Consider the following 12,866-nt stretch of genomic DNA (forward strand, 5'->3'; position numbering starts at 1 on the left):
TAAAAAATACTATCAAACTTTCTACATAATCCACACATACAAAAAATACAAACTAAAGGCCGTCTGAAATGCTCTTTTAGACGGCCTTTTTTATGATTTCTATTTATCCAATGCGTTGAAGGACAATTTCTAGGACAAATTTACTGCCTACATAGGCAAAAATCAGACTAATAAATCCGACAATAGTCCAAACGGCGGCTTTTTTGCCGCGCCATGCGGTCATACTGTGTTTCAACAATAATGCGCCATAAATCAGCCACGACATAATACTGAAGATGGTTTTATGCGTGAAGGTCATCGGCTTGCCGAAAACGGTTTCTGCAAAAAACGTACCGCTGATAACGGAATAGGTCAACAAGACGAAACCTGCCCACATACCTTGGAACATGAGTTTTTCTAAACTCAATAATGGCGGCAAGAAGCTGACCAATGCGGAAAAACGGCGTTTGTGCAGATTGCGGTCGAGCAAAAGGATCAGGATGGCAAATAAGGTAACGATGCCAAACAGTCCGTATGCGAGCAATGATGATGCAATGTGCGACAGTGGCAATAAGTCTACGATTTGACGGCCTGAAAAATCCCCCGGGAAAAGGAAACCCAACAATAAAGTCAATGCGGCACAGGGATACAATAAGAGTTGCACCCCGCGCAGACAGTAAAAGAAGCTGCCCAGGCAGTACATCATCAACATCAGCCAAACTATCAGACTGAGCGAATAACCAAAACCGGTAATCAATACCCTATCCTGCAATACCGGGAACATCAATGCTGCACCATGTACCAATAATGCGCCGCTCAAAATCAGCAACTCGGTTTTCAGCGGGTAAGACTTATTATTGTGCTTTTTATGTTGCACCCAGGAAAATGCGCCCAATCCGGCATACACCAGCATAAGGCAGATTAAGACAATCGGCATAAATATCTTTCTCAATAGACGTGTGAACACTAGATGGGCAGCCGGCAGGGTTTCAGACGGCCTTGCTGTGCGTGTTTGTGTTCTTGAAGCATAACTTCGGACTATCGTGTAAAATAATCCGAATTTTATTTTAACAAAGAATGCCCTGTATTGGGCAGCTATTCTCATTATCAAGGATAAGTATGTTAGACAACCTGACCAACCGCTTCAGCAAGGTGCTTAAAAATATTCGCGGCCAATCAACACTGACCGAAGACAATATTAAAGAAGCCTTGCGCGAGGTTCGTCTTGCCCTGCTGGAAGCCGACGTTGCATTGCCCGTCGTTAAAGAATTCGTCAACACAGTCAAAGAACAGGCCCTTGGCCAAGAAGTCGTCGGCAGTCTGACACCTGACCAAGCCTTTATTGGTGTGGTCAACCAAGCCTTAGTCGAGCTGATGGGCAAGGAAAACAAAACACTGGATTTATCGGTTTCACCGCCTGCCATTGTTTTGATGGCTGGTTTACAGGGTGCCGGTAAGACAACAACCGTCGGCAAACTTGCCCGCCTGCTGAAAAACGATCAGAAGAAAAAAGTTTTGGTGGTATCTGCCGACGTTTACCGCCCTGCTGCGATTGAACAGCTGCGCCTGTTGGCCGAACAGGTCGGCGTGGACTTTTTCCCGTCTGATACCAACCAAAAACCGGTTGAGATTGCAACTGCCGCCGTCGATTACGCCAAAAAACATTTTTACGATGTCTTGATGGTCGATACCGCCGGCCGCCTGGCAATCGATGAAGAAATGATGAACGAAATCAAAGCGCTTCATGCTGCGGTCAACCCGGTTGAAACTTTGTTCGTCATCGATGCCATGTTAGGTCAGGATGCTGTGAACACTGCTCAGGCATTTAATGAAGCCCTGCCGCTGACCGGTGTCGTATTGACCAAGATGGACGGCGACTCGCGCGGCGGTGCGGCATTGTCCGTACGCCATGTAACCGGCAAACCGATTAAATTTATCGGCGTCGGCGAAAAAATCAACGGCCTCGAACCTTTCCACCCCGACCGTCTTGCCAGCCGTATTCTCGGTATGGGCGACGTATTGACCCTGATTGAAGACGTTCAAAAAGGTATTGATGAAGAAGCCGCCGCCAAAATGGCGAAAAAGCTGCAAAAAGGCAAAGGCTTTGATCTCAATGACTTTAAAGAACAAATTCAGCAGATGCGCAATATGGGCGGCTTGGAAAACCTGATGTCGAAAATGCCGGGCGAACTGGGCCAAATATCGAAACAAATCCCCGAAGGCACGGCTGAAAAAGCGATGGGCAAAGTAGAAGCCATCATCAACTCAATGACACCAAAAGAACGTGCCAACCCTGCCCTGCTCAAAGCCAGCCGCAAACGCCGTATTGCGATGGGTGCGGGCACAACCGTGCAGGAAGTAAACAAATTGCTCAAACAGTTTGAACAAATGCAACAAATGATGAAGATGTTCAGCGGCAACGGTTTGGGCAAACTGATGCGTTTGGCCAAAGGCATGAAGGGAATGAAAGGCATGTTCCCAGGTTTGTAAGCCGATTTGACAGAAAACGCCGTCTGAAAAGTTTCAGACGGCGTTTTTGTTTTTACTCTAGCAAGAATTACTATTCACATATAACTATGAAATCTATTCCTTTTAAGAATTTTCATAGCGTACTGATGCCTCTTCCAACATTTCCCATTGGCCACCACTACCATGGTAGGTTTCGGCACCAAGCCTGAAAACGGCATTGCAGTGCGTACATTGAAAATAATGTACCACAGAATCGTTCCAACCATATATGTCACGATTACCCTGAGAATCAGTATGGGTAATGTAACCGCTATTAGCGATGGTTTTGGCAACATCAAGGCTGGGACCATAAACTTTGTCGTAGGCTGGAGTAATATCGATAAGCGTGCCGTCTGCTAAACGATCAGAGGCTCGCAGTAACATTTGCGATAATTCTTTCGGAACCCTGATACGAACGGTAGGTCGCAGGTCAGAACAGTAATCACACATGGTTTGGATCTTTCAGCACAGTGAAGGAAAAAGAGATAAGGGACGCGAAATCTTTGCTCATTCAATCCTCAACTTATTGCGGCTTTTTCTGCTCTTCGCGTACTTTGTCCACCAACTGGTCAATCGTGGTCATGCCGGACTGCCAGTCTTTAAATTCGACTTGGTATTTGCCACCAACGATCACAGTCGGTGTGCCGCTGATTTGGAATTTATTGGTCAATTCTTCCATTTGAGCCGCACGTGCTTGGCTTTCGGGCGCTTCAAATGCAGCCAATACTTTTTTGCCGTCAAACGCTGTTTGTTCGGACAGCCATTTTTTCAGGGTATCGGTATCGGCCAAGTTGATTTTTTGGTTAACCATCGCATCGAAAATATGGCTGTTGGCTTTATCTGATTCACCGGCCATTTCCACTGCGGCCGCCAAACGTGCCAAAGGTTTCATTTCGTCACCCCACACGACATGCTCCCGGCGCATATAGGTATCGTCTTTAAACGTTTTGATGTGCTCGCTCAAAACCGGCTCAAGATGGGCGCAATGCGGGCAGAAGTAGCCGAAGAATTCCAATACTTCGATTTTGCCGGCCTGCTGTTGCGGAATCGGATTGGACAATACGGTGTAATTGACACCTTCGGTCAATGCGGCAGGGGCTGCCGGAGCGGATATGTTGCTTTGGGCGCTATCTGCCGGAACGCTGGTTTCCGCCTGTTTGCCGCAAGCGGCCAATGCCAACAGGGTTAATGAGGTCAAGGCTAAGGTTTTCAGTTTCATAGGTATCTCTTTACATTCAAATCAATGGGCGGATTTTATGGCATTTTGTTGGAGGTGTGTTCGATTTGAGTGAAAAAATGTGTTTAGTTTTATTTCAACCTTTATAAAAGGCCGTCTGAAATATGGCTTAGATCATAGCCTTATTTTCAGACGGCCTTTGCCTGATTTCATCAGAAACGGTAATTTACCCGGGCAGTATAGCCGCGCGGATTACCCGGCATGGCATCCGAACGCCAATATTTTTGATTGAGCAGATTGGCCGCGGCAAAGGTAACGTTGACGTTTTTATGGTTCCAGCCAAGCATGGCATCAACTCGGGCAAAGCCGGGAAGCGTAGTCACTTCTTTATTTCTTGAGTCGTAACCGTAGCGTTTGCCTGTACCGGTTACGCCGATTTCGCCGTAGAGGTTTTCGGTCGGGGTATAACGGAAAAACAGGTTGCCGGTAACGTTGCTGGTGTTATTCAAATGGATGCCCACTCGGTCGGGATTTTCTTTGTCTTCAACGACTTTCGCCTGCATCACGCCCAACGAACCGCGCAGATAGAGTTTTTTGGGGATGATTTGCCCGATGGCGGACAATTCCACGCCACGCGAACGGTGTTTACCGCCGACTGCCCAAGTGTAGGGATCATTTTGCGCGTCGGGGCGGTAGCGGATATTGAAGCGTTCGATTTGGTAGGCGGACAACGTAGTGCTGAGGCGGTCGTCCAGCCAACTGCTTTTCACGCCGGTTTCGTATTGGCGGGTGTATTCGGGATCGGCGTTGAACACGGCGGCAGACGAAGTGTCGATACTCAAATAGCCGCCGCGTCCGCCATAAGGTGCGAAGCCTTTGTTATACGAAGCGTAAAGCGTGTGGGCAGGCGTTACGTTCCACACTGCGCCGATATTGGGGCTGAACGAATGGCCGCTGTATTGGCGACTGCTGCCGGTGAGTTTGTTTTCGGAATTAAAGGTGTACTTATCGTAACGGCCGCCGAGGACGAATTTCAAATCGGGCGTGGCAGAGAAGATGTTTTGCACGAAGATGCCGTAGGAGTCGGCTTTGTGGCGGTTTTGGGTCAGGATAGGCTGCAATCTGCCCGAAGCCGGCCAGCTTGCGCGGTCGTAAGGGTCGATGGAGGCGGAGAAGGCGCGGCTGTAACCCAAGGTCGGGTTGCGGTGTTCGCGGCTGTAGTCCATACCTACGGTTAGGTGGTTTTCAAAACGCCCGATGTGGTAGTCGCCGTTGAGCGTGAAGTTGGATGACAGGGTTTTGTTGTCGGTCTGCTGCCAGGCGTAGTTGCGTTTGATTAAGCTGCCGTTTTCGCTGCCTGCATAGAAATGGTCGAAATCCTGCGCCGCCGTGCGGTGGGCGAGCTGCCATTGGGCGCGCCATTTGTCGTTGAAGGCGTATTCGAGGTCGGAACGCCAAACTTGCAGCTTGTCTTTGACAAAATCGTTCGGGTGGGCGAAACCCATGCGGTAAGGCAGTCCGAAGCGGTCGTACACGGACTTGGTCGGGCTGCGGTCGGGCGTGCGCTCCACATTGTCGTAGGTGTATTGCCCCGTCCACTTCAAGCCGTGTCGAGTTTGACGGTAATGCTGGGCGAAACCATGACGTTTTTGCTGTCTATGCCGCTGCGGAACGAATTGGCGCGCCCGACTTCGCCGGTGAGGCGGATGGCGACGTTTTTGTTCAGCACTTCGTTGATGTCCATATTCAGGCTGCGGTTTGCCCACGAGCCGTAAACCGCACCGATGTTGCGGCTTTGTTTGAAGTTGGCGTATTTGCTGACCATATTGATGACGCCGCCGCCGTTGGTGCGGCCGTAAAGGACGGAAGACGGGCCTTTCAGGATTTCCACGCGCTCGATGTTGGCGGTGCTGCGGCGCACTTGTCCGCTTTCGCGCACGCCGTCGCGGTAAATATCGGATGCGTCGGCTTGAAAGCCGCGCAGGAAAATGCTTTCGCCACGCATATCGTAGGCAGCGTCAATACCGGCGTTGCCTTCGAGGATGGAACTCAAATCGTTCGTGCCGTAGTTTTTGTTTTTCTGAATATTGAGCGTATCAACGGTTTGCGGCGTTTCTTTGATGAGCTGTCCGTTGCGGGTAACGGCGGCTTCGTCGTAGTTGATGTAGCCTTTGAGTACGCTGGTGTCGGACTGTCCAACCACGGAAACGGTGGGCAGGGTAGCGGTGTAATGTTCACCATTATCCTGCGTATCGGCGGCGGCAGCAGGGAAGGAAGCGATAATCAGCGTGGGTAATAAAGCCAAATGAAATGGTATTTGCATTTTTATACTCAATTTAACAAAACAACCGAATTATATTGCCTCACAAAAGAAATGAGAATAGTTTCTTTTAATTATATTTAACATGATATTTGTAAACAAAGGCCGTCTGAAACACATATCGGTTTCAGACGGCCTTTGTTTATTAATAGACATTTCTACACTACTTACTCAACAGCATTTCCTGCATCAGCTTCATGCCCCATTGCCAACCGCCGAGCGCGCCGTTTAACCGGCCGGAATGCGGCGATTGAAGCAGACGCGCCTGCCAGCGGTCGGCCTGTTCTTGCGCCCAATCGCGTGGCGTACCGTTTGTTTCGGCGATGACCAGCGCCGTACGACAAGGGCAGCGGACGCGTTGGAACGTATGGATTTCGTCTTCGGGAAAAGCCTCGGGACGCGGCGAGACCAAAATAATATTGGTCAGGCGTTTTTGCGTCAGGATGTCGGTTTGATACAGCCATGCCAAAAATGCAGACACACCGACACCATGAGCCACGACGGCAATATTTCTACTGACAATATGCTCAAATGCCGTCTGAATGGCGTGTTGCCATTCGGAAACGGTTTGCCGACTATCGGCTTCGGCAGTTTGAACAATCGGATAGCTGACCGCCCAGCGGTCTATCCACATTTCCGCTTCATCCGCATCGCGTATCAGAAACAGTGCCATTTCTTCGAGTTCGAAGCTCTGCATTTCAGACGGCCTATTTGAGCAAGTCGTTGAGTGTAAATGCGATCAACAAGGCGGCAGGCACGCTGAGAATGGCACAAGTCGCCAGACAAAGTACGATGTTGGCAATCAGCCGCCAGCCCTTCCAAGCAAAGCATTTGGCCGCAATCAGCAGGCAAGGCAATGAAAACAGCAGCCACACCAACGCCCATGTCGGATTGGCCTTGGTCGGCGCAACCCAGCCGGACATCCGCGCCAGCATGAATATTGCCCACACCAGCATAGGCAGCACAAATGCCGCCACAACCCAAACCGCGCCTACGCCGGTTTTACTGTTTATATTCCAGTCGTACTTACCAAAAAACTTATTCGGCAACATAGTCATACTCCACAACTAAAGGGGCGTGATCCGAGAATTTTTCATCTTTATAAACATGTGCGGAAACGGCTTTAGCGGCCAACTCCGGCGTAACCATCTGATAATCGATACGCCACCCGACATCTTTCGCATACGCTTGTCCGCGGTTGCTCCACCAGGTATAGCCCGGCACATCGGGATAAAGTGTGCGCCACATATCCGTCCAACCGAGCTTGTGGATGACTTTGCCTATCCATTCGCGCTCTTCAGGCAAAAAGCCCGAATTTTTCTGATTGCCCTTCCAGTTTTTCAAGTCGATGTTTTGGTGGGCAATATTCCAGTCGCCGCAGACAACGATATCGCGCCCTTCGTTTTTCATGGCTTCGAGCATGGGATAGAACGCATCCAAAAAGCGGTATTTCACTTGTTGGCGTTCTTCCGCGCTGCTGCCGCTGGGCAGATACAGCGAAATTACCGACAACTTGCCGAAATCGCAACGGACAAAACGGCCTTCCTTGTCAAATTCTTCAATGCCCATGCCGATTTGCACATTGTCGGGCTTGCGTTTGCTGTACACCGCCACGCCGCTGTAACCGCGCTTTTCGGCGCAATGCCAGTAGCCGTGCATACCGTGCGGATTTTTCATATCGTCCGACAGATCGGCTTCTTGAGCTTTCAGTTCCTGCACGCAGACAATGTCCGCGCCCGATGCGGCGATGTATTCGTAAAAACCTTTTTTATAGGCGGAGCGGATGCCGTTGACGTTGGCAGAGATGATTTTCAACATAAGATTTGAGTGATGTTTAAAAACGGATAATATAGGATTGAAGTTTTCAGACGGCCTGCAAGTCATAAACAAATACTTTGGAATTGCGGCCGTTGGCATTGTATTCCTGCCGGCGTTCGGCAGGCAGGTCATCGGCCGAGGCCGTCTGAAAGCCCCGTTCGACAAACCATTCGCCCGTGTGCGTGGATAAGGCGAAGAGCGTTTTGATATTTAAGGCGCGCGCTTTTTGGAATAAATGTTCCAACAGCAATTCGCCGTAGCCGCCGTCACGCGCTTCGGGCGACACCACCAGACAGGCCAATTCGCCGCAGTCCGGCTCGGCAAAGGTTTTCAGCGCCACGCAGCCGTAAATGTTTTGATCGTGTTCCAATACGGAAAAACTGGAAATATGGTTTTCCAAATACTCGCGGCTGCGGTGTAACAAGATGCCTTGTTCCGCCAAAGGACGGATTAAGGCAATGATGTGCGGAATGTCGTCGCTGCGTGCCTGACGGATGGAAACAAACGGCTCACGGGCAATAGACGTACCGCTGCCCTCGCGGGTAAACAGCTCGCGCAACAGGCTGCCGTCCTCGCGGCCGTTGAGAATCTGCACCCGCGATACGCCGTTTTCCAGTGCGCACACTGCCGCATGGAGCAAATCAACCGGCGCATCGGGATTGTCGCGCACCAATTCCTGCACTTCGCCGACAGACAACGTATTGGCCAACGAGCCGTCGGCACGGCGAATACCGGCTTCTTCGGTCAAGAAAACCAGCTTCTCCGCCTGCAAAGCCATGGCCACTTCCTGTGCGGTTTCGCACATACTCAGATTGAAGGTTTTGCCGCTGTACGAATGCCCCAAAGGACTGATCAGCACCACCGCGCCGCTATCCAAGCGCAAACGGATCTCTTCCGCGTCGATTTTGCGGACGGTCCCGGTATAGCCCATGTCCACGCCGTCGATAACGCCCAACGGACGGGCGGTAATAAAGTTGCCGCACGCGATAACCGGTGGCTTGCTCCGTTGTTGTGCAGATACGCTGCTGAACAAGGCGGCTTCGACATCGCTGCGGATAATTCCCGCCACCTGCTTCACTTCCATCAAAGTCGCTTCATCGGTAATCCGTCGGCTGCCGCTGTATTTCGGAACAAAATCCCGACCCGAAGCCAATTTGTCGAGCAAATGCCGCGAACCGTGTACCAAGACCAAACGCAAACCCAAGCTGGCCAACAGATTCAAATCTGCGGCCAAACGGATCAGGGTTTCGCCTTCCAACAGGCTGTCGGTCACGCCGACCACCATGGTTTTGCCGCGCAAATATTGAATATAGGGCGCGGCTTCGCGAAAGCTGGCAACAAAATGGGCGATGTTACTCATAGCAGGGCAAGATAAAAGAGTTGCATAATCAAAACCGTCAGCGCAATCAACGATGCCAACGTCCAGTTGAAACCGTCCTTGCGCGTTTTGACCGCCGCCTGCTCTTCCGCCTTGGGCTCTTCCTTGAGCGCGCTGTTGAGCAAATCGGAAATTTCTTTGCGCGAAAGTTTGGAATGTTTGAGGATTTGCGCGCCGATGTTATGCACGAGGCGCACATCCGTTACCGCCACAGGCAGATGGGCCGGATCGGCCGGCAGGTTGCCCGACAGATAATCCTTGGCCTTAAACATCCCCGAACAACGCGTGCAGACCACGAAACCCTGCGCCACGTTCAACTGGGCATCTTTCACCCAATGCGGCGTTTTACAATGAGGACAAGAACAAGCAGGCATGAGTATTTTCCGTAAGTGTATTGAATCAAAAATATATTTTAGCCAATGTTTCAGGCCGTCTGAAAACTGTTTCAGACGACCTGAGCATGATGTTATGGTTTAAACCGCGCCGTAACGTTCGCGATAAGCTTTGACCGGCTCGAAGAAGCCGCCAAATTCGGCATTGTTTTGCAAGAGCGTGAACAAGTCGTTCAGGTTGGCAATCGAAACCACCGGCAGGCCGTATTGTTTTTCCACTTCCTGCACCGCCGACAATTCGCCCGTGCCTTTTTCCATGCGGTCGAGCGCAATGGCCACTGCGGCAGGCGTTGCGCCTTCGGCCTCAATCAGTTTGACCGACTCGCGCACGGATGTACCGGCGGAAATCACATCATCGATAATCAGCACGCGGCCTTTCAAAGGCGCACCCACCAACACGCCGCCCTCGCCGTGGTCTTTGGCTTCTTTGCGGTTGTAGGCAAACGGTACGTTTACGCCTTTTTCCGCCAACATCATCGCTGTTGCCGCCGCCAAAATAATGCCTTTGTAGGCTGGACCGAACAGCATATCGAACTTCACGCCGCTGGCAATAATGGCCTCGGCGTAAAACTTCGCCAGCTGCAAAGTTGATGCGCCGTCATTGAACAAACCGGCATTGAAAAAATAAGGCGACTGACGGCCGGCCTTGGTCGTAAATTCGCCGAATTTCAACACGTTTTGTGCCAAAGCGAATTTGAGGAAGTCTTGACGGAAATCGGACATTTGGGTTCTCCCGAAAGATGTTGATTTATCAAAGAAACGATTATAAAGGATTCATGCGGAAAAATCAGGCCGTCTGAAAAACGGGTTCTCCCCGCTTTAAACCGACAAGGCGACATTGCCGTCTTATCCCGGCAATCAAAGAGGATTATTCCCGATGATAAGGATGGTTGTGCAAAATCGAAACGGCGCGATAAAGCTGCTCGGTCAGCAAAACGCGCACCATGCCATGCGGCAGGGTCAGGCTGGAAAGGCGCATCATCATGTTTGCCTGCTGTTTCAAACGGTCGGTCATGCCATCTGCACCGCCGATAATAAAGCAGACGTGTTCGCCGTTTTGCTGCCAGCTTTTCAAGTGTTGCGCCAATTCGACCGAAGTCGGCGCTTTGCCGCGTTCGTCCAATACCACCAAAAACGCGCCCTGCGGTATGGCTTCCAACAGGCGTTTTTCTTCAGCCGCCATGCCCTGAGCCGCATTCACACCCGCGCCGCGTTTCTCTGGCTTGATTTCTTTCAGCGCATAATTGACATCGCGCCCGAAGCGTTTGGCGTACTCGCCGACGGCTTCATCCACCCAACGCGGCATTTTCGTGCCGACAGCCAAGACGGTGATATTCATGGAGTATCCTTTGTTATCGAATTGTCGGTTGGGCATTATGGTCAAGCAAGTTCTCAACCTTTTCAAACCATGAGCCAATGCCTACGCAACCGACTGAAAATAAAAGGCCGTCTGAAAGCCGAATGTATCCCGTTCGGCTGTTTCAGACGGCCTTTCAATGATTAGCAGTGAACCAGTGTACCTTCGTTTTCACCGGTTACCACGCGTTTGAGCGAGCCTTCTTTAGCAATGCCGAATACCACGATATTGAGTTTGCGTTCGCGGCAGAGGGCGAAAGCGGTGGCATCCATCACTTTGAGGTTTTTCAACAAGGCTTCGTCAAAAGTAATGGTTTCGTAGCGTGTTGCAGATGGGTCTTTTTTCGGGTCTGCGGTGTACACGCCGTCGACGTTGGTGGCTTTGAGCATCACGTCGCAGTTCATTTCCGCACCGCGCAATGCGGCGGCAGTATCGGTTGTGAAGAACGGATTACCGGTACCGGCGGCGAAAATCACGACTTTGCCTTCTTCCAAATATTGAATGGCTTTAGGGCGGGCGTAAGTTTCAGCAATTTGCTGCATAGACAGTGCGGATTGTACGCGCGCTTTGATGCCCAAAGTTTCAAATGCGTCTTTGAGTGCCAACGCGTTCATGACGGTCGCCATCATGCCCATGTAGTCGGCAGTGGCGCGGTCCATGCTGCCTGCTTGTGCAGATACGCCGCGGAAAATGTTACCGCCGCCGACAACGATACCGACTTGCACGCCCATTCTCACGATTTCGGCAATTTCGCCGACAGTTTGAACGATGGTATCGTGATTGATGCCGAACGGATCGGAACCCATCAGAGATTCGCCGGAGAGTTTCAGTAATACGCGTTTGTATTTGATTTGCTGTGTCATGGGATACCTTGCTTTCTTGAATGTCGTCGGTCGGGGGTCAGACCGTCTGAATTTCAAACGGTCGGATTACAATGATATGGTGTGTCGTTCTATTATTGTTTTGTTTTCAGACGGCCTTTATATTCGGTCGTCTTAAAATAGGTACCGTAAACGGTTTTCTCAAAAAAAAGCACCCTGATTCGTTTGGAATCTAGGTGCTTTCTTTTTCATAAGTGTCTTACACTTTAGCAGCGGCAGCAACTTCGGCTGCGTAGTCAACAACGGCTTTCTCGATACCGTCGCCTACTTTGTAGCGTACGAAGCTAACCACTTCAGTGCCGTTTTCTTTAGCGAATTGGGCAACAGTTTGGTCAGGGTTCATCACGAATGCTTGGCCGTTCAGAGTGATTTCAGCCAAGAATTTGCGGATACGGCCTTCAACCATTTTAGCGGCGATGTCGGCAGGTTTGCCGGAAGCGATAGCTTGCTCGGTGTAGATGTGGCGTTCTTTTTCAACGGTTTCAGCATCTACTTCGGCTTCGCTTACGCATTGTGGTTTAGCGGCAACGATGTGCATACCGATTTTGCGTGCTACGTCTTCAGAGCCTTTGTACTCAACCAATACGCCTTCGGTAGCCAATGCACCATGGATGTAGGCAACCAGTTGGTTGGCAGTATCGATCACTTGGAAGCGGCGAACAGACATGTTTTCGCCCAATTTAGCGATGATGGCTTTGCGTTCTGCTTCAACCAGTTCGCTCAGTTCTTCAACGGTAGCCGGTTTTTTCTCGGCAGCAGTTTTAGCAACAAAGTTAGCAAATTCTACGAAGCCGGCGTCTTTAGCAACGAAGTCGGTTTCGCAGTTTACTTCAACCAATGCACCAACATTACCGTTGATTGCATAAGCCAATACGCCTTCGGCAGCAGTACGGCCAGCCAGTTTACCGGCTTTCGCACCAGATTTAATACGCAGGATTTCTTCGGCTTTGTCGAAGTTGCCTTCAGCTTCAACCAAGGCTTTTTTGCATTCCATCATGCCCAGGCCGGTAGCGGCGCGCAGGTCGGCAACCATTTTTGCAGTAATTTCTGCCATTT

The 12,866-nt window shown here is 50.6% G+C and carries 13 protein-coding genes and 1 pseudogene; 1 reads left to right on the forward strand and 13 read right to left on the reverse strand.

Annotated features, from left to right (window positions below; translation table 11 throughout):
• Window positions 1-103: 103 nt before the first annotated feature.
• Entirely contained in the window at window positions 104-916 is an 813-nt protein-coding gene (locus ACTHTK_RS09370) for a cytochrome C assembly family protein (protein ID WP_107724176.1), read from the reverse strand.
• 182 nt (window positions 917-1,098) lie between these two features.
• On the opposite strand from ACTHTK_RS09370, the gene ffh reads away from it, so the two are divergent.
• Window positions 1,099-2,469, forward strand: a complete 1,371-nt coding sequence (ffh, locus tag ACTHTK_RS09375) for a signal recognition particle protein (RefSeq protein ID WP_003684000.1) — start codon at window positions 1,099-1,101, stop codon at window positions 2,467-2,469.
• A gap of 102 nt (window positions 2,470-2,571) precedes the next feature.
• Here ffh and ACTHTK_RS09380 read toward each other — a convergent pair whose 3' ends face one another.
• The 12 genes and pseudogenes from ACTHTK_RS09380 to tsf form a co-directional block, all read right to left on the reverse strand.
• A complete protein-coding gene (locus ACTHTK_RS09380; RefSeq protein WP_371459883.1) occupies window positions 2,572-2,871 on the reverse strand; it encodes a hypothetical protein in 300 nt (99 codons plus the stop codon).
• A 139-nt stretch (window positions 2,872-3,010) separates the two neighbouring features.
• Window positions 3,011-3,706, reverse strand: a complete 696-nt coding sequence (locus ACTHTK_RS09385) for a thiol:disulfide interchange protein DsbA/DsbL (protein WP_371459884.1) — start codon at window positions 3,704-3,706, stop codon at window positions 3,011-3,013.
• A gap of 170 nt (window positions 3,707-3,876) precedes the next feature.
• A pseudogene (locus ACTHTK_RS09390) lies at window positions 3,877-5,987 on the reverse strand (TonB-dependent receptor).
• Window positions 5,988-6,147: 160 nt separating this feature from the next.
• Window positions 6,148-6,681: an alpha/beta hydrolase gene (locus tag ACTHTK_RS09395; protein ID WP_440378571.1), complete on the reverse strand. Its 534-nt coding sequence runs from the start codon at window positions 6,679-6,681 to the stop codon at window positions 6,148-6,150.
• 10 nt (window positions 6,682-6,691) lie between these two features.
• Window positions 6,692-7,036, reverse strand: coding sequence for a hypothetical protein (locus tag ACTHTK_RS09400; RefSeq protein WP_003749424.1), 345 nt, complete (start codon window positions 7,034-7,036; stop codon window positions 6,692-6,694).
• A complete protein-coding gene (locus ACTHTK_RS09405; protein ID WP_049322320.1) occupies window positions 7,023-7,802 on the reverse strand; it encodes an exodeoxyribonuclease III in 780 nt (259 codons plus the stop codon). Before ACTHTK_RS09405 ends, ACTHTK_RS09400 begins: the two co-directional genes overlap by 14 nt.
• Before the next feature lie 46 nt (window positions 7,803-7,848).
• Window positions 7,849-9,162, reverse strand: coding sequence for an amino-acid N-acetyltransferase (gene argA, locus ACTHTK_RS09410; protein WP_440378572.1), 1,314 nt, complete (start codon window positions 9,160-9,162; stop codon window positions 7,849-7,851).
• Entirely contained in the window at window positions 9,159-9,554 is a 396-nt protein-coding gene (locus ACTHTK_RS09415) for an MJ0042-type zinc finger domain-containing protein (protein ID WP_039862294.1), read from the reverse strand. The genes argA and ACTHTK_RS09415 overlap by 4 nt, the downstream gene beginning before the upstream one ends.
• Before the next feature lie 99 nt (window positions 9,555-9,653).
• Window positions 9,654-10,295, reverse strand: coding sequence for an orotate phosphoribosyltransferase (gene pyrE, locus ACTHTK_RS09420; protein WP_003682682.1), 642 nt, complete (start codon window positions 10,293-10,295; stop codon window positions 9,654-9,656).
• 145 nt (window positions 10,296-10,440) lie between these two features.
• On the reverse strand, window positions 10,441-10,911 hold the full coding sequence (gene rlmH / locus ACTHTK_RS09425; RefSeq protein WP_036493712.1) for a 23S rRNA (pseudouridine(1915)-N(3))-methyltransferase RlmH: 471 nt from the start codon (window positions 10,909-10,911) through the stop codon (window positions 10,441-10,443).
• Window positions 10,912-11,072: 161 nt separating this feature from the next.
• The gene (pyrH, locus tag ACTHTK_RS09430; protein ID WP_003708812.1) at window positions 11,073-11,792 is read right to left on the reverse strand and encodes a UMP kinase; all 720 of its coding nucleotides are present in this window, start codon (window positions 11,790-11,792) and stop codon (window positions 11,073-11,075) included.
• A gap of 217 nt (window positions 11,793-12,009) precedes the next feature.
• Complete coding sequence (tsf, locus tag ACTHTK_RS09435) at window positions 12,010-12,864, reverse strand: translation elongation factor Ts (RefSeq protein WP_002236251.1); 855 nt, start codon at window positions 12,862-12,864, stop codon at window positions 12,010-12,012.
• Window positions 12,865-12,866: the final 2 nt, after the last annotated feature.

This window comes from Neisseria sp. P0006.S009 (assembly GCF_051962915.1).
GTDB lineage: Bacteria > Pseudomonadota > Gammaproteobacteria > Burkholderiales > Neisseriaceae > Neisseria > Neisseria subflava_E.